The organism is Curtobacterium sp. MCBD17_032 (genome assembly GCF_003234855.1).
Taxonomy (GTDB): domain Bacteria; phylum Actinomycetota; class Actinomycetes; order Actinomycetales; family Microbacteriaceae; genus Curtobacterium.
The window spans coordinates 192,803-208,814 of sequence record NZ_QKTO01000001.1; the positions used below are offsets into that span (position 1 = coordinate 192,803).

Annotated in this window: 17 protein-coding genes; 2 read left to right on the forward strand and 15 right to left on the reverse strand. The window is 72.1% G+C overall.

All coding sequences use genetic code 11. The features are described 5' to 3' along the window. Nucleotides 1–58 precede the first annotated feature (58 nt). Nucleotides 59–991, forward strand: coding sequence for an NAD(+)/NADH kinase (locus DEI91_RS00940; protein ID WP_111050515.1), 933 nt, complete (start codon nucleotides 59–61; stop codon nucleotides 989–991). Nucleotides 992–1,168: 177 nt separating this feature from the next. Here DEI91_RS00940 and DEI91_RS00945 read toward each other — a convergent pair whose 3' ends face one another. From DEI91_RS00945 to tilS, 14 genes are all read right to left on the reverse strand, one after another. Then, entirely contained in the window at nucleotides 1,169–2,221 is a 1,053-nt protein-coding gene (locus tag DEI91_RS00945) for a sigma-70 family RNA polymerase sigma factor (RefSeq protein WP_111050516.1), read from the reverse strand. A 342-nt stretch (nucleotides 2,222–2,563) separates the two neighbouring features. Then, nucleotides 2,564–2,695 carry a hypothetical protein gene (locus DEI91_RS16545; protein ID WP_258374239.1) on the reverse strand — a complete coding sequence of 44 codons (132 nt, stop codon included), beginning with the start codon at nucleotides 2,693–2,695 and terminating at the stop codon, nucleotides 2,564–2,566. A 148-nt stretch (nucleotides 2,696–2,843) separates the two neighbouring features. Further along, entirely contained in the window at nucleotides 2,844–3,047 is a 204-nt protein-coding gene (locus DEI91_RS00950) for a hypothetical protein (RefSeq protein WP_111050517.1), read from the reverse strand. A gap of 77 nt (nucleotides 3,048–3,124) precedes the next feature. Continuing rightward, nucleotides 3,125–4,669 (reverse strand): lysine--tRNA ligase, encoded by a 1,545-nt coding sequence (gene lysS / locus DEI91_RS00955; RefSeq protein WP_220038002.1) that lies wholly within the window; start codon nucleotides 4,667–4,669, stop codon nucleotides 3,125–3,127. Nucleotides 4,670–4,742: 73 nt separating this feature from the next. After that, nucleotides 4,743–5,435 carry a Rossmann-like and DUF2520 domain-containing protein gene (locus DEI91_RS00960; protein ID WP_111050518.1) on the reverse strand — a complete coding sequence of 231 codons (693 nt, stop codon included), beginning with the start codon at nucleotides 5,433–5,435 and terminating at the stop codon, nucleotides 4,743–4,745. Continuing rightward, nucleotides 5,432–7,204 (reverse strand): PH domain-containing protein, encoded by a 1,773-nt coding sequence (locus DEI91_RS00965; protein ID WP_111050519.1) that lies wholly within the window; start codon nucleotides 7,202–7,204, stop codon nucleotides 5,432–5,434. The genes DEI91_RS00960 and DEI91_RS00965 overlap by 4 nt, the downstream gene beginning before the upstream one ends. 7 nt (nucleotides 7,205–7,211) lie before the next feature. Beyond that, nucleotides 7,212–7,733, reverse strand: coding sequence for a PH domain-containing protein (locus DEI91_RS00970; protein WP_111050520.1), 522 nt, complete (start codon nucleotides 7,731–7,733; stop codon nucleotides 7,212–7,214). 49 nt (nucleotides 7,734–7,782) lie between these two features. Then, nucleotides 7,783–8,259 (reverse strand): DUF3180 domain-containing protein, encoded by a 477-nt coding sequence (locus tag DEI91_RS00975; RefSeq protein WP_111050521.1) that lies wholly within the window; start codon nucleotides 8,257–8,259, stop codon nucleotides 7,783–7,785. After that, on the reverse strand, nucleotides 8,256–8,792 hold the full coding sequence (gene folK / locus DEI91_RS00980; protein ID WP_111050522.1) for a 2-amino-4-hydroxy-6-hydroxymethyldihydropteridine diphosphokinase: 537 nt from the start codon (nucleotides 8,790–8,792) through the stop codon (nucleotides 8,256–8,258). Before folK ends, DEI91_RS00975 begins: the two co-directional genes overlap by 4 nt. Beyond that, nucleotides 8,789–9,181, reverse strand: a complete 393-nt coding sequence (folB, locus tag DEI91_RS00985; RefSeq protein WP_111050523.1) for a dihydroneopterin aldolase — start codon at nucleotides 9,179–9,181, stop codon at nucleotides 8,789–8,791. Before folB ends, folK begins: the two co-directional genes overlap by 4 nt. After that, a complete protein-coding gene (gene folP / locus DEI91_RS00990) occupies nucleotides 9,178–10,140 on the reverse strand; it encodes a dihydropteroate synthase (RefSeq protein WP_111050524.1) in 963 nt (320 codons plus the stop codon). Before folP ends, folB begins: the two co-directional genes overlap by 4 nt. Nucleotides 10,141–10,146: 6 nt before the next feature. Further along, the gene (gene ftsH, locus DEI91_RS00995; protein ID WP_111050525.1) at nucleotides 10,147–12,135 is read right to left on the reverse strand and encodes an ATP-dependent zinc metalloprotease FtsH; all 1,989 of its coding nucleotides are present in this window, start codon (nucleotides 12,133–12,135) and stop codon (nucleotides 10,147–10,149) included. A 118-nt stretch (nucleotides 12,136–12,253) separates the two neighbouring features. Further along, nucleotides 12,254–12,805, reverse strand: coding sequence for a hypoxanthine phosphoribosyltransferase (gene hpt / locus DEI91_RS01000; RefSeq protein ID WP_110889508.1), 552 nt, complete (start codon nucleotides 12,803–12,805; stop codon nucleotides 12,254–12,256). A 9-nt stretch (nucleotides 12,806–12,814) separates the two neighbouring features. Next, on the reverse strand, nucleotides 12,815–13,852 hold the full coding sequence (tilS, locus tag DEI91_RS01005; protein ID WP_111050526.1) for a tRNA lysidine(34) synthetase TilS: 1,038 nt from the start codon (nucleotides 13,850–13,852) through the stop codon (nucleotides 12,815–12,817). Nucleotides 13,853–13,918: 66 nt separating this feature from the next. On the opposite strand from tilS, the gene DEI91_RS01010 reads away from it, so the two are divergent. Then, entirely contained in the window at nucleotides 13,919–14,410 is a 492-nt protein-coding gene (locus DEI91_RS01010; RefSeq protein ID WP_110825673.1) for an inorganic diphosphatase, read from the forward strand. 78 nt (nucleotides 14,411–14,488) lie between these two features. On the opposite strand, the gene DEI91_RS16795 is transcribed toward DEI91_RS01010, so the two are convergent. Then, the gene (locus DEI91_RS16795; RefSeq protein WP_111050527.1) at nucleotides 14,489–16,009 is read right to left on the reverse strand and encodes an NlpC/P60 family protein; all 1,521 of its coding nucleotides are present in this window, start codon (nucleotides 16,007–16,009) and stop codon (nucleotides 14,489–14,491) included. Nucleotides 16,010–16,012 lie beyond the last annotated feature (3 nt).

Sequence of the window (16,012 nt, forward strand, 5' to 3'; positions counted from 1 at the left end):
CTCCCGCAGACGGCTCCCGCCCGACGGTTCCCGACCGCCGCCAGGTACGATCCGCAGCATGGAGCAGCCCGTCGTCGGCCTCGTCGTCCACCCGTCGAAGAACGTCCAGGAGTCCGTCGACATCCTCGACCGCTGGAACGCGTCCGGCGCGGGCCGGCTCATGGCGCGGAGCATCGACGCGGCCCGGCTCCGGAGTGACATCGACGTCGTGGACGACGACGAGTTCACAGAACGGGTCGACCTCGTCGTCGCGCTCGGCGGGGACGGCACGATGCTCGGCGCCATGCGGCTCGTCGCCCGTCGGCCCGTGCCGGTGCTCGGCGTCAACTACGGCAACGTCGGGTTCCTGGTGGAGATCGAGCCGCCCGAGCTCGAGGCCGCGCTCGAACGGCTGTCGGCCGGGCAGTACCAGCTCGAGCCGCACCACGCGCTGGAGGCCCGGCTCTCGTGGGGTGGAGCCCGCACCGACTACCTGGCGTTCAACGACATCACGATCGTCCGCCGCCCCGGTGCCGGCCAGGTGTCCGCGGACCTCAGCGTCGGCGGGCTCATGTACGGGTACTACCGCGCAGACGCCGTCGTCGCGGCGACGCCCGCCGGGTCCACCGCCTACAACTACGCGGCGGGTGGCCCGGTCCTGTCCCCCGCACTGTCGGGGTCCGTCGTCACGCCGGTGGCCCCGATGGCGGGGATCGACCGCTCGGTCGTGCTCGCCGCCCGCGAGCGCTACCGGTTCGACATCGCCGAGGGCACCCGCAGCGCGGCGCTCGAGGTCGACGGGTTGGTCGTCGGCGAGGTCGCGACCGGCGCGCAGCTCGAGGTGCGGCTCCGCAAGGACGCCGGCAGCGTGGTGCGGCTCGACGCGGAACGGCACGGCCGGACCGGACGGCTCAAGCTCGGCCTCCTGGACCTGCCGCTCCGGCCGGACCAGCTCATCGAGCTCATCCCGCACGACCTGCGGCAGAAGCTCCGACGCGAGACCGAGGACTGACGGGGGACGAGCCTCCCGGCCCCGTGGGTGCACGGAACCGACCGCGCCCGGGAACGACGGAAGGCCCGCCCGGTCTGCACCGGACGGGCCTCATCCCATCACCCCACGGATCGTCTTCCCACGGACCGACCCGGATCCCCTGGCCGGACCCGTCAGGGCCGGCCGGAGCCTGCTGACCTACTCGGTCAGGTACAGCTGCATGTCCTGCGAGACCGCCTTGGCGAACAGGCGCAGCTTGGCACGCGACTCGACACGGCTGACCGCCTGTCGGGTGGTGTGCACGATCTTCGAGATCTCGTCGAGGGTCATCGGCTTGTCGTCGTCCAGGCCGTAGCGCATGCGGATGACGTTCGCCTCGTCGCTCGGCAGCTCGGCGACGATGGAGCGCAGGTCGCGGTGCAGGAGCGTCGTCTCGGTGAGCTCGTTCGGGCTCGCGGCGTCCTCGTCCTCGATGAAGTCGCCGAGTTCGCTGTCGTCGGAGTCGCCGACGACGGTGTGGATCGAGACCGGCTCGTGCGAGCGGCCCTTGAGGTCGACGAGCTCCTCGACGCTCATGCTCAGCTCGGCGGCGACCTCGTCGGGCGTCGGCGCGCGGCCGAGGTCGACGGTCAGGTCGCGCTCGGTGCGCGAGATCTTGTTGATGAGCTCGACGGTGTGCACCGGGATGCGGATCGTGCGGGCCTTGTCGGCGAGACCGCGCGAGATCGCCTGGCGGATCCACCACGTGGCGTACGTCGAGAACTTGTAGCCCTGCGTGAAGTCGAACTTCTCGACCGCACGGACCAGGCCGAGGTTGCCCTCCTGGATGACGTCCATGAAGGGCAGGCCGCGCTGCGAGTAGCGCTTGGCGATACTCACCACGAGGCGGAGGTTCGAGGTGATCATCCGCTCCTTGGCGCGCTCACCGTCGCGGACGAGCCAGCGCAGTTCGCGCTCGAGCGTCTTGTCGAGGCCCTGCTCGTTGTGCAGCTTCTCCTCGGCGAAGAGGCCGACCTCGATGCGACGGGCGATGTCCGCCTCTTCCTCGGCGGTGAGGAGCGCGAGACGGCCGATGTGGCGGAGGTAGTCGCCGACCTGGTCGACGGAGGCACCGCGGACGCCGGCGAGCTGCTCGTCGGCCTCGACCTCGGCGACGGTGTCGAGGGTGGTCGCCTCGGTGGAGGTGGTCTTGGTCGCTGCCTTCTTGGTGCGGCGCGAGGTGGTGCTGGGTGCGGCCGTTGCGATCGCCATGGTGACTCTCCCTGCCTGTGACGGATGGTCCTTCGTGGGCTGAGACCGAGTTTGGTGGTCCGGGGCTGTACCCCACAAACCCGCCGGATCGATTCCCAGGGATCTCCGTGGTTCACGACCGGGGGACAGATCGGAGGCGAGTCGCCACCCCGCCGGACACCTGCTGCCGATCGCCGTCAGTGCGCCGATCGGGGCGGAATCACACGGGTGCAACTCCCGCTGGGCGCCGAGGGGGACACCTGTACCCCGGGGTGCAACGTCATCCGGACAACGGGAACGGGGTACGTCGTGCCGGATCGGGCGATCCGGTCGACGTACCCCGAAGAGGATGCCGCGGCGGTGTCACCAGGACGGCTCGAGCCACCCGTCCCTGGCCTTCGAGACCTCGAGGTCGGCGTCGCGGTCGAACTCGTCGTACTCGCTCTCGATGTCGCCGACGAGGCTGCGGGAGGCGGAGGGGTGCAGGACGGTCATGCCGACGATGCTCACACCGCAGGACGACGACGGCGTGAACGACGGGTGACCGGCAGGACACCGGACGGTGCCGCAGGCGGACGGACCCCGACTCTTCGGCGCTGGCCCGACGTCTCGGCGCTGGCCTGACGTCTCGGCGCTGGCCCGACTACTCGGCGCTGGACGGGGCCGTGGTGGCGATGCCGCGCTCGCGCTCGAAGCGGGCGCGCTCCTCCGCCTCGATCTTCGCGTAGGCGGTGCGCTCGGTCCGGTCGGCGCGGATGATCGCGCGCATGACGAACCAGAAGATGAGCCCGAGCAGGACGGTCGGGGTCAGGGCGAAGACGATCCCACTCACGAGTCCATTCGGCACGTGCTCATGGTACCCCGCTCGGTCCGGAGGCCCGGTGTGCGTCCGACGCGCACCGGGCCTCCCCGGGGGAGCCGGCTCTACTTGACCAGCGGGAACAGGATCGTCTCGCGGATGCCGAGGCCGGTGACGGCCATGAGCAGCCGGTCGACGCCCATGCCCATGCCACCCGACGGCGGCATCGCGTGCTCGAGCGCGCGGAGGAACTCCTCGTCGACACGCATCGCCTCGGGGTCGCCGCCGGCCGCGAGCTTCGCCTGCTCGACGAAGCGCTCCCGCTGCACGACCGGGTCGACGAGCTCGGAGTACGCCGTGGCGAGTTCGAACCCGCGGACGTAGAGGTCCCACTTCTCGACGATGCCCGGTCGCGTGCGGTGCTGCCGGGTCAGCGGCGAGGTGTCGACCGGGAAGTTCATCACGAAGGTCGGCGCGTGCAGCTCGTCGCCGTTGAAGTGCTCCCAGAGCTCCTCGACGTACTTGCCGTGCGTGGCGTGCGCGACCTCGACGCCCTCGGCCTCGGCGAGCGCCTGCAGCTCGGACAGCGGTGTCTCGGGGGTGATCTCGTGGCCTGATGCCTCGGACAGGGACCCGTACATGTCCATGCGTGCCCACTCACCGCCGAGGTCGTACTCGGTGCCGTCGGCGAGCGTGACGACGAGCGACCCACCGGTCACGGCCTTCGCCGCGTTCTGCACGAGCTCCTGCGTCAGGTCGGCCATCTGCTCGTAGTTCCCGTACGCCTGGTACGCCTCGACCATCGCGAACTCGGGCGAGTGCGACGAGTCGGCTCCCTCGTTCCGGAAGTTGCGGTTGATCTCGAACACCCGGTCGATGCCGCCGACGACCGCTCGCTTGAGGAACAGCTCCGGCGCGATGCGCAGGTAGAGCTCGGTGTCGAAGGCGTTCGAATGCGTGACGAACGGCCGGGCCGAGGCGCCGCCGTGCTGGGTCTGGAGCATCGGGGTCTCGACCTCGAGGTACTCGTGCGACGTGAAGGTCTGGCGGAGCGACGACATCACCGCGGCACGGGCGCGCACGGTCTTCCGGGCGTCCTCACGCACGATGAGGTCGAGGTAGCGCTGCCGGACCCGGGTCTCCTCGTTGAGCTCGTTGTGCAGGTTCGGCAGCGGCAGGATGGCCTTCGCCGCGATCGCCCACTCGTCGACCATGATGCTCAGCTCGCCACGACGTGAGGAGATCACCCGGCCGTGCACGAAGACGTGGTCGCCGAGGTCGACGAACTCCTTCCACCGGGCGAGCGACTCGTCGCCGACCTCGGCCAGGGAGACCATCGCCTGGATGCGGGCGCCGTCACCCGACTGCAGGGTGGCGAAGCAGAGCTTGCCGGTGTTCCGTGAGAACACGACACGGCCGGCGACGCCGACGACGTCCTGGGTCTCCTCGCCGGTCTCCAGGGAGGCGTACTGCGCGCGGACGGCCGGGATCGTCGTCGTGATCGGCAGCTCGGCCGGGTAGGCGTCGACACCCGACTCGAGGAGCCGTGCGCGCTTGTCGAGTCGGACCTGGCGCTGCTCGCTCGTCTCCTGCTCGGCCAGTGCGGCAGCGTCGGCGACCGCGGTGTCGGCCGCGGTGTCGGTGAGGGCGGGGGCGGTCTCGTCGGTCATGCGGGTGCGGCTCCGGAGGTCGTGGGGGATCGCGTCGATGCTACCCGCCCGGCTGCACTCCCCCGGCCGTCCCTCAGAGCCTGGACTGTCCGTCGGCCGCCGTGAGTGCGTTGTCGACGGCGGACCGCACGAGCGCCCCGAGCACCCGCCCGGGGTGCTCCACGCCGATCCCGGCGAGCGCCCCGACGGACTGGTCGACGATCGCCGTCGAGAAGCCCACCGCCGCACGCACCCCGTCCGCGTACGCCGGCCGGTCCCGCTCGGCGACGACGAACGGCTCGGCGCCCATCTCCACGACGAGGGCCTGCGCGATGGGGAGCACCGGCGCGGGGGCGGTCACGGCGCAGTACGCGTCCCGGAGTCGGGCGAGGTCCACGCTCGTCCCGGTGAACGCCATCGCGGGGTGGATCGCGAGCGGGATCGCGCCGGCACGCATGGCCGGGGCGAGGACGTCGACGCCGTGGTCCGGGCTGGTGTGCACGACGAGCTGCCCCGGCTGCCAGATGCCCGCGTCCGCCAGGCCCTGCACGAGGGACGGGAGCTGATCGTCCGGGACGGCGAGGAGCACGAGTTCGCTGCGCTCGACGAGCTCCGGCGTCCCGAGCACCGGCGCCCCGGGCAGCATCGCCTCGGCCCGGTCACGTCCGGCTTCGGAGACGGCCGTGATGCCGACGACGGCGTGCTCGGCGTTCGCGAGCGCCGCACCGAGCACGGGACCGACCCGTCCGGCGCCGACGACGCCGACGCCGAGGCGCCCGGCCCTCATCGCGGGGCTCCCGGCGTGGGGACGGCGTGCCAGTCGGGAGGCCCGTCCTGCGTCAACCACGCGGGCACCGGCCGGCCGTCGGCCCGGCCTCCGCCGTCCGGCCCGGCCCCATGGGGACCGTGCGCCGACGGGTCGGCGGTGGGTCGGGCCTCCTGGCCGTCCCGCCAGCGGTGCGAGGTGTCGGCCGCGGCCGCCGCGACCGCGCGCTCGGTCGTGCCGGACCAGAGGCGCTGCGCGTCGCCGGCGTCGAGCGCGCCGACGCGGGCCGACACCGGGCCGGCGACCGTGTGCACGTGCACGGACGCGACGCGCAGCACGCGCTCGAGCGGTCCCTGCGTCACCCTGACGCTCTGCACCCGTGGCAGCGGGACGACCACGAGCGACCGCCACACGGCTCCGAGCCGGAGCAGCACGGCCCCGGGCACGAAGCGGTACCCGTTGCGGGACGCGGAGAACGGGCGCAGCCACCGACCGCGCCGGGGTGAGTGGACGAAGCCGCCCTGGTCGCCGGTGGTGGTGAGGCTGTCGTCAACGACGCCCACGGCCTCCGCCGACCCCTCGCGCAACCGCTCCATCGACGCCGTCGGGCCGACGACCGCTGTGCCGACGAGCTCCGGCAGGATGATCTCGAGCACCTGTCGGACGTCGGCCGCGGTCCCGACGGGCAGCACGATCGACGAGGCCTGCTGGTTCGTCGACGCACCGTTGCCGGCGTTCGTCGCCCGGTTGATGCGGATGTCCCACCAGCCGAACGGACGCCAGAGCAGCGGCTGGGCGACGCTCACCGCGTGGATCCGGCCCGGCGGCAGCGTCTCGTTCGAGGTGGAGAACAGCCCGAAGCCGATCCGGATGCCGTCCCGGGTCTCCGCGATCGTGTACCGGAGCGACTTCGAGAACTTGCGGACGTAGTAGCTGCCGGCACCGATGACGGCCGGGAACAGCGACACGAGCAGGAAGTACTGCCCGGTCAGGCTGATGCTCACGATGATCGCGACGACGAGGAGCAGGATGACGACCGTCGTGCCGGAGAGGAGCATCGACGCGATGAGCCGTCCGGGGTGCACCCGGACGACCCGGGTCGCCTGCACGGCCTCGGGGTCGAGCTCGGGTGCCAGGAACTCCCCGACGCGCCCGTGCGGCCTCCCGAGCCCCGCAGCGGCCGCTCGCGGGTCACGCTCCGGGTCCTTCGCGCCCGAGGCGAGCACGAGGATGCGCTGCCGGAGGTCGTCCGCGGCCTTCGCTCCCAGGTACGCGAGCTGCACGTTGGCGTCGTTGCCGGCCTGTGCGACCTCGAGCTTCGCGGTGCCGAACAGCCGCGGGATGAGCGGCCGCGAGATGTTGATGCCCTGGATGCGGTCGAGCCGGGCCTTCCGGTGCGTCCGGAACACCACACCCGAGCGCACCTCGACGATCTCGCCCGTCACGCGGAACTCGTGCATCCGCCACGAGAGGTAGAACAACCCGATCAGCACGAGCAGCAGGACCGCGATCCCGAGCAGCACCCAGCCGACCACGCCGTGCTCGTACACGTAGCGGACGGGGTCGCCGTCCTCCTGCGGACCGCCCCCGCCCGGGATGAACACCTCGACGATCTGGTCGCGCAGGTTGTTGAGGACGTAGCCGAGGATCACGACGAGGAAGATCCCGCCCTTGAGCAGCGGCGTGAGCGGGTGCAGGCGGTGCCACTCGCCGTCGGTGAGCGGAGCGGCCGCGGCCGCATCGCCCGAGCGGGGCGGTGCGGGCAGCGGAGCGTCGGGTCGGAACGTCATGACGGGCCTACAGACCCGCGCGCCGGGACTCGGCGAGTTCGACGAGCCGGTCGCGCAGCTCGTCGGCCTGGTCCGCCGGGATGCCGGGGATGCGGATGTTCGACGAGGCCGCCGCGGTGACGAACTTCAGCTCGCTCATCCCGAGCACCCGGTCGAGCGGTCCCCGGTTCACGTCGACGAGCTGCAGCCGTCCGTAGGGCACGGCCGTGAAGCGCTGCCACATCAGCCCGCGGCGGAGCACCAGGTCGTCCTCGCGCAACGCGTACCCGATCGACCGGATCCGACGCGGGGTGAGGGCGGCGGTGACGAGCGTGATCGCGGCGACCGCGGCGGCGAGGACGAACCAGACGAGGCCCGCCGTGCCGCCCGTGCCGCCGCTCGCGACCCCGAGGAGCACGAGCCCCGCCGTGACGACGACGCCGACCAGGACGGTGCCGACCAGGTCGGTCCAGACGAGCTTCGCGGAGACCCGGGTCCAGGTGACGTCGTGCAGGCCGAGACCGTGTTCGTCGAGTCGTTCGAGCGGCATCGGGTCTCCTGGTCTGCGGGGATCGGTCCTCGTCGACCGGCAGCACCGGTCAGGCCGTGGTGGCGCCCCGCCCGTCGTGGTCGTCCTCGTCCGGGGGCGGCGCGATGCACATCCGCTCGGCGACGAGGGCGCACACGGTGAGCACGATCCCGCCGCCGAAGGCCACCGCGTTCGGCAGGGTCGAGCCTAGCGAAGGCAGGACCGACCGGGTCAGGAGGTACACGAGCAGTCCGAGGGCGAACGCGCCGAACAGCGCGCCGCAGATGCTCGAGGCCTTCGCGAGGAACACCACGCGGGTCGCGTACATCGGGTCGACCCGGCGCTCCGCGCGGCCGCGGGTCTGCCGGCGGATCGGCGCGGCCATGAACAGCAGCGCGATGCCGATGAACGCGAGCGTCAGACCGAGGGGCACCGACATGAGGAGCGTCGGGGACTGCCGCGCGGTGAGTGCGGTGTCGAGGGCGAACCCGGCGACCGCGGCGACCACCGCGACGCCGATCAGCGTGGAGGCCCGGGTCGGCTTCACGAGACGACCTCGGCGGCGGGGGCGGTCGCGTCGAACAGCCGCGGCTCGTCGACGCGCTCGGTGTCGTCACCCACGGCCGCGAGCAGCGACGCGACGGGGCCGTGACCGGGCAGGACGGCGTCCGGGTCGGCGTCCGCCCACGGGGCCAGGACGAACGCGCGCTCGTGCGCCCGAGGGTGCGGCACGGTGAGCGTCGCGGTGTCGATGCGCTCGTCGTCGATCGCGATGACGTCGAGGTCGAGCGTCCGGTCGCCCCAGCGGACGTCCCGCGTCCGGCCGTGCTCGTCCTCGATGCCGTGCAACCCGTCGAGGAGCTCGTCCGGCGCGAGGTCGGTGTCGACCACCACGACGGCGTTCCGGTAGCGGGGCCTCGTCGTGTCCGGGCCGTCGAGGGTCACGGCGACGGACTCGACCTCGGAGCTGGACGCCACCGGACGGACCCCGGGCAGCGCGGCGATCGCGGCGGCGGCGGCTCGGAGGGTGCTTCCCCGGTCGCCGAGGTTGGCACCGAGGGCGATGACGGCGCGCGTCACTCCTCCTCCTCGGTCCCGTCGGGCGCACTCGCGCGCGCACGACGGATCGTGATCGACACGTCGGTGAAGGGCACCGTGACCGGCGCCTGCGGCTTGTGCACGGTGACCTCGGTCGCCAGGGCAGCCCGGTGGGTCAGGACGACGGCGGCGATGCGCTCGGCCAGGGTCTCGATGAGGTCGACCGGGTCGCGTTCGACCTCGGCGACGACCTGCTCGGCGAGCACCCCGTAGTGCACGGTCTCGGCGAGGTCGTCCGAGTCGGCGGCCGCGGTGGCGTCGACCTCGACCGCGACGTCGACGACGAAGTCCTGCCCGTCGGCGCGTTCGTGCTCGAAGACCCCGTGGTTGCCGCGTGCGCGGACCCCGACGAGGCGGATGGTGTCCCTCATGATCGAGCTGCCCTCCAGGCGTCCCAGACGTCGAGCACGGCGCGGGTCGGCGCCGGGTCGTGCACGCGGACGCCCCATGCGCCGCGTTCGGCCGCGAGCAGGCTGATCGCCGCCGTGGCCAGGTCCCGCTCGGCCGGTGGCGCCCCGGCGGGGCTGCCGACGCCGTCCAGGAACCGCTTCCGGGAGGCGGCGACCAGGACCGGGAGCCCGATGGACGCGAACCGGTCGTAGCCCGCCAGGATCTCCCAGTTGTGCCGCCCCTGCTTCGCGAAGCCGAGCCCCGGGTCGATCACGACCTGCTCCTGACGGACACCGAGGACGATGAGCTCCGCGACCCGCATCTCCACCTCCCGCCGCACCTCCTCGACCGCGTGGGTGTACTCGGCGTTCCGGTGCATCCGGTCGCTGTGGCCACGCCAGTGCATGACGACGTACCCGACACCGGAGTCGGCGACCACGTGCACCATGTCCGGGTCGGCGAGTCCGCCGGAGACGTCGTTCACGATCGCGGCGCCGAGGTCGACCGCGCGTGCGGCGGTGCTCGCGTTCATGGTGTCGATGCTCACCGCGACGCCCTCGGCGACGAGCTGCTGCACGACCGGGAGCACGCGTTCCTGTTCGACCTCGGCGGGGACCCGCTCGGCACCGGGCCGCGTCGACTCCCCACCGACGTCCACGATGTCGGCACCCGTGGCGACGAGGTGCCGGGCGTGCTCGAGCGCTGCGTCGACCGCCAGGTGCAGGCCGCCGTCGCTGAACGAGTCGGGCGTCACGTTGAGGATGCCCATCACCCGGGTGGGGTCCCCGGTGGAGCGGTCACGGCGACGGCCGGTCACGACCTCCGGCACCGGGGCTGGTGCTCGGAGGTCGATCGCGACCGTCGCCGGTCCTGCTGCTGCTTCGCGCGCCCGACTCACCTCGGCGAGCCGACGCGACCGTCTCGTCGGCAGGTCCGTCATGCCGGCCTACGCGGGGGCGATACCGGGGTTGCCGAACGGGCGGTGACGACGGGGCTTCGAGGCGTCGATGCCGACGGGCTCCTCGGCCGTCGCGGCGGCCTTGCCCGGGACCTCGATCGCGGGCAGGTCGCTCACCGGGCGCTTGTCGCTCGAGAGCCACTGCGGGCGCTCGGGCAGCTTGCGCACGTCCTTGAAGATCTCCACGAGCTCCGGCGCGTCGAGCGTCTCCTTCTCGAGGAGCTCGCCGGCCAGACGGTCGAGGATGTCGCGGTTGGCGTTGAGCACCTGGTAGGCCTCGTCGTGCGCGGCCTCGAGCAGGGCGCGGGTCTCGGCGTCGACGGTCTCGGCGATGTTCTCCGAGTAGTCGCGTCCGGTGCCACCGCTCATGTCCCGGCCGACGAACGGCTCCGAGGACCCGGCACCGAGCTTGACGGACCCGACGGCACGGCTCATGCCGTACTCGGTGACCATCTTGCGCGCCGTGCCGGTGGCCTTCTCGATGTCGTTCGACGCACCCGTGGTCGGGTCGTGGAACACGATCTCCTCGGCGACGCGACCGCCCATGGCGTACGTGAGCTGGTCGAGCAGCTCGTTGCGGGTGACCGAGTACTTGTCCTCGAGCGGCAGGACCATCGTGTAGCCGAGGGCCCGGCCGCGCGGCAGGATCGTGATCTTCGTGACCGGGTCGGTGTGGCGCATCGCCGCGGCCGCGAGGGCATGGCCGCCCTCGTGGTACGCCGTGATGAGGCGCTCCTGGTCGGACATGATGCGCGTGCGGCGCTGCGGACCGGCCATGACGCGGTCGACGGCCTCGTCGAGCGCACGGTTGTCGATGAGCTGCGCGTTCGAGCGGGCGGTGAGCAGCGCGGCCTCGTTCAGGACGTTCGCCAGGTCGGCGCCGGTGAACCCGGGCGTCTTGCGGGCGAGCAGCTCGAGGTCGACGCTCGCGGCGAGCGGCTTGCCCTTCGCGTGCACCTCGAGGATCTGCTTGCGGCCCTGCAGGCTCGGCGCGTCGACGCCGATCTGCCGGTCGAAACGACCCGGGCGCAGGAGTGCGGGGTCGAGCACATCGGGGCGGTTCGTCGCCGCGATGAGGATGACGTTCGTCTTGCCGTCGAAGCCGTCCATCTCGACGAGGAGCTGGTTCAGCGTCTGCTCGCGCTCGTCGTTGCCGCCACCGATGCCGGCGCCGCGGTGACGACCGACGGCGTCGATCTCGTCGATGAAGACGATGGCGGGCGAGTTCTGCTTGGCCTGGTCGAACAGGTCACGGACGCGGCTCGCGCCGACACCGACGAACATCTCGACGAAGTCCGAACCGGAGATCGAGTAGAACGGCACACCGGCCTCGCCCGCGACGGCGCGGGCGAGCAGGGTCTTGCCGGTGCCGGGAGGGCCGTACAGCAGCACGCCCTTCGGGATCCGGGCGCCGACGGCCTGGAACTTCGCCGGCTCCTTGAGGAACTCCTTGATCTCGTGGAGTTCCTCGATCGCCTCGTCGGAACCCGCGACGTCGGCGAACGTCACCTGCGGGTTCTCCTTGTTGTTCATCTTGGCCTTGGACTTGCCGAACTGCATGACCTTCGAGCCACCGCCCTGGGCGCTCGAGAGCAGGAACCAGAACAGGGCACCGATGAGCAGGAACGGCAGCAGCGTGAGCAGGAGCGACACGAGGACGTTCGACTGCTGGACGTGGTCGTTGTAGCCCTTCGGCAGGTCGGCCTGCGAGACCGCCTCGACGACCTCGGGCCCGCGGGGCGTCGAGTAGTAGAACTGCTCGGTGCCGCCGTCACCGCGGAGGGTCAGGTCGACGCGCTGCTCCGTGGAGTTGATGACGGCCGCCGAGACCTTGCCGTCCGAGAGCTGCTCGAGGCCCTTCTGCGTGGAGATCTCCTGGGTACCGGACTGGGCGATGAACGTCCATCCGATGAAGATCCCCACGAGCGCGACCAGTATCCAGATGTACGGCCCGCGGAGGATGCGCTTGAAGTCCATGTGATCCGGGCCCGACGGCCCGACACCTTTCTCTGCCTGAAGTGCGTGCGAGTCAGCATACGGCGGTCACTCTGTGGCGAGAATGGGTGTCCTCTGCGGGCGAACTCCCGCTTCGCTGTCAGGAGTAGACGTGCGGCGCGAGGACGCCGATGCCGCGCAGGTTGCGGTAGCGCTCGTCGTAGTCGAGACCGAACCCGACGACGAACGCGTCCGGGATCTCGAAGCCGGCGTACTTCACGTCGACCTCGACCTTGGCGGCCTCGGGCTTGCGGAGCAGCGCGACGATCTCGACGCTCGCGGCCCCGCGGGACTCGAGGTTCTGCTTGAGCCAGGACAGCGTCAGGCCGGAGTCGATGATGTCCTCGACGATGATGACGTCGCGGTCGTGCAGGTCGGTGTCGAGGTCCTTGAGGATCCGCACCACACCGGACGACTTCGTGCCGGAACCGTAGGAGGACACGGCCATCCAGTCCATCCGCGCCTGCATCTTGAGGTGGCGGGAGAAGTCGGCCATGACCATGACCGCGCCCTTCAGCACGCCGACGAGCAGCGGGTCGCGCCCGGCGTAGTCCCGGTCCACCGCGGCGGCCAGCTCGGCGATCTTGTCGTCGATCTGCTCGGGGGTGAAGAGCACTTCGGAGAGGTCTGCCTGCACGTCGGAGAGTTCCACCACACCACCCTAACCGCCCGCGTGCGGCTCCCTGGCGGCGAAGGACACCCGCTCCCCGGACCGCGTGGCCCGGACGCCCGGCAGGTCGATCGGCCCCTGCCCGCGCCAGTCGGTCACGAGTCGGCACACCTCGAGCGTCTGCGTCCGGGACAGCGTGACCCCGAACTCGCTCTCCACCGCGAGCCGGACCAGTCGCTGCCGGAGCGCCGGCGGGTTCGCGGCCAGTTCCGGGACGGACAGGGAGATGCCCGCCTCGGAGTGCTCGGCGAGGTCCTCGGCCATCTCCTCGGCGAAGTGGTCGAGCGCGGCGGCGTCCTCGCGGAGCTGGTCGGCCGTGCGGGCCAGGGCCTCCGGGACGCCGGCGCCGAGTTCGCGTTCGAGCACCGGCATCAGCGCGGTCCGGACCCGCACGCGGGCGTACGCCGGATCGGTGTTCTGCGGGTCGTCCCACGGCACCAGGCCGGAGGCCGCGCAGGCCTGCCGGGTCACGTGCCGCCGGACCCCGAGGAGCGGACGTCCGTACGCCGGCCCCGCGGTGCGGGCCGTCAACGGTGCCATCCCGGACAGGCTGTCCGGTCCGCTGCCGCGGAGCAGGCCGAGCAGCACCGTCTCGGCCTGGTCGTCGAGCGTGTGCCCGAGGAGCACGAGGGGTGACCCGGTGGCGGCCGCGACCTCGGCGACGGCCGCGTGGCGGGCCTCCCGGGCGGCGCCCTCCGGACCGCCGTCGGGGCCGACGGTGACCCGGCGGACGGTCACCGGGTCGAGCCCCAGCTCCGCGGCCTGCCGGGAGGCCCGTCCCGCGACCGCCTCGGACCCGGCCTGGAGCGCGTGGTCGACGACCACCGCGCCGGCACGGAGGTCCTGCTTCGGCGCCTCGAAGGCGGTGGCGGCCGCGAGCGCGAGCGAGTCGGGGCCGCCGCTGAGGGCCACGAGGACGAGGTCGCCCGGCGCGACGGTGCCGTCGGCGCGGGCGCGGTCGAGCAGGGACCGGACGGACCGCCGGATCCCGGCGACCGCGGGGTCCAGCCGGGGGCGCGGAGTGTTCACCCGGTAACGTTAGCCGGGCCGTCCCGACGGCCGACAGACCACCACCGGAACAACCAAGGAGTGCACATGGCCGCGTACGACGTCGTCGTCGAGATCCCCAAGGGCAGCCGCAACAAGTACGAGGTCGACCACGAGACCGGTCGCGTGTACCTGGACCGCGTGCTCTTCACCTCGTTCGTCTACCCGACGGACTACGGCTTCTTCGAGAAGACCCTGGCCGACGACGGCGACCCCGTGGACGCGCTGCTCCTGCTCGAGTTCCCGACCTTCCCCGGCGTGGGCGTCAAGGTCCGTCCGGTCGGCGTCTTCAAGATGAGCGACGAGGCCGGCAAGGACGAGAAGGTCCTCGTCGTCCCCGCGAAGGACCCGCGCTGGGCGCACATCCAGGACATCGCGGACGTCCCGGAGCAGACCAAGGCCGAGATCGCGCACTTCTTCGAGCGCTACAAGGACCTCGAGCCGAACAAGTGGGTCAAGGCCGAGGGCTGGGGCGACGCCGCCGAGGCCGAGGCCATCGTGCAGGCCGGCCAGGCCGCGTACGTGCCGACCGGTCACTGACGCCGGGGCCTCGCGCCCTCCGACGAACAACGCGCCCCGTTCCGACGGGGCGCGTTGTTCGTTGCGGCGTCGTGCTCGCTAGAGGGACCCGCTGGGACGAGCCACGTACGGCAGCAGCTGACTCGGGGTCCAGACGGCCCGCTCGACCACCCCGACGCCGGGGCGCGCGGCCTCGACCATGCGGCCGTTGCCCGTGTAGATCGAGTCGTGGTACCCACCGGACGCGGCGCCGTTGTTCGAGTAGAAGAGGATGTCGCCCGGCTGGCGCTGCGACAGCGGCACGAGTCGGCCGATCGAGGCGAAGTGGTTGTACTGCCACACCACGTTGTGCCCGCCGGTCGCGATGCCCTGCGAGTTGTACGCCATCATCACGAGGCCCGAGCAGTCCCACGTGTCCGGTCCGGCGTGGCCGATGACGTATGCATCGCCGAGCTGCGCGCGCGCGTAGGCGATCGCACCGGCCGCCTTCGACGGGCTGCTGACGACGGGCTTCGGCGCCGGGGCCGGCTTGGGCGCGGCGGGAGCCGGGGCCGGCTTCGGCGCGGCGGGCTTCGGCGCTGCCGGCTGCGGGGCGGGTGCTGCCGGTCGGGGTGCTGCCGGCTTCGGGGCGGACGGCTGCGCGGCCGCCGGCTTCTGAGCGGCCGGCTTCGACGCCGACGGCTTCGACGCTGAGGGCTTCGACGCGGACGGCTTGGACGCGGAGGGCTTGGACGCGGACGGCTTGCCGGCCGACGGTACGGCGCTCGTCCCGCCGTCGTCGTCGTCGTCCGCGGTGGGGCGTCCTGCTCCCGAGCCGGTCGGACGGGCGGCATCGCGTGACGCCTGGGCGGCGAGCTGGATCTCGGCCTCCTCGGCCTGCTTCGCCGACCAGTAGGCCTGCTCGGTCGCGACCGTCGTGCCCTTGAGGAACGCGAGCTGCTCGAGCACCTCGTCCTGCTCCTCCTGACCGGCCTGGAGGTCTGCCTGCGCGGCGGCGGCGACGTCGTTCGCGGTGTCGAGGGCGTCCTTCGTGGCGGCGGTCGCGTCTGCGAGGGCGGCCGTCGCCTGCCGCTGCTGCGCGGCGAGCGACTCGACCGTCCGCTGGTCGGCCTGCGCCCGCTCGAGCACCGTCGCCGACCGCTCGGACAGGTGCGACATCGTGCCGACCTGGTACAGCAGGTCCGACGCGTCGTGCGCGTCCACGAGCATCGAGGTGGACAGGTCGCCGCCGCCGGAGCGGGACAGCTCCACGACGAGCGCGGCGACCTGACCGGCCGACTCGTCGGCGGCGGCCCGGGCACGTTCCGACTGGCCGGTGAGGCCGTCGAGGGTGTCCTTCGCCTCCTGCTGCTCGGACGCGGCGAGGGCGTACGTCTGCCCGGCCTGCTGCACCGTCGCGCCGGTGCGGTCGACCGTGGCCTGCAGCGACGACAGGCGGTCGGTCAGCTCGTCGACCGTCCGCTGCGACGCGGCCTGGTCGTCCTTGGCCGCCTGCACGTCCTCCCACGACGGAGCGGAGGGTGCGGCCTGGGCCGGGACGGCGACCGCGAGGGACAGCCCGAGGCTGAGCATCGAGACGGTGGCGATCCCGCAGACCAGGGAACGTGCAGGCTTCTTCATGGG

Coding starts and splice junctions, on each gene's coding strand:
- DEI91_RS00940 (WP_111050515.1), top strand. CDS start 59: ATGGAGCAGCCCGTCGTCGGCCTCGTCGTCCACCCGTCGAAGAACGTC.
- DEI91_RS00945 (WP_111050516.1), bottom strand. CDS start 2,221: ATGGCGATCGCAACGGCCGCACCCAGCACCACCTCGCGCCGCACCAAG.
- DEI91_RS16545 (WP_258374239.1), bottom strand. CDS start 2,695: ATGACCGTCCTGCACCCCTCCGCCTCCCGCAGCCTCGTCGGCGACATC.
- lysS (WP_220038002.1), bottom strand. CDS start 4,669: ATGACCGACGAGACCGCCCCCGCCCTCACCGACACCGCGGCCGACACC.
- DEI91_RS00960 (WP_111050518.1), bottom strand. CDS start 5,435: ATGAGGGCCGGGCGCCTCGGCGTCGGCGTCGTCGGCGCCGGACGGGTC.
- DEI91_RS00965 (WP_111050519.1), bottom strand. CDS start 7,204: ATGACGTTCCGACCCGACGCTCCGCTGCCCGCACCGCCCCGCTCGGGC.
- DEI91_RS00970 (WP_111050520.1), bottom strand. CDS start 7,733: ATGCCGCTCGAACGACTCGACGAACACGGTCTCGGCCTGCACGACGTC.
- folB (WP_111050523.1), bottom strand. CDS start 9,181: ATGAGGGACACCATCCGCCTCGTCGGGGTCCGCGCACGCGGCAACCAC.
- folP (WP_111050524.1), bottom strand. CDS start 10,140: ATGACGGACCTGCCGACGAGACGGTCGCGTCGGCTCGCCGAGGTGAGT.
- ftsH (WP_111050525.1), bottom strand. CDS start 12,135: ATGGACTTCAAGCGCATCCTCCGCGGGCCGTACATCTGGATACTGGTC.
- DEI91_RS01010 (WP_110825673.1), top strand. CDS start 13,919: ATGGCCGCGTACGACGTCGTCGTCGAGATCCCCAAGGGCAGCCGCAAC.
- DEI91_RS16795 (WP_111050527.1), bottom strand. CDS start 16,009: ATGAAGAAGCCTGCACGTTCCCTGGTCTGCGGGATCGCCACCGTCTCG.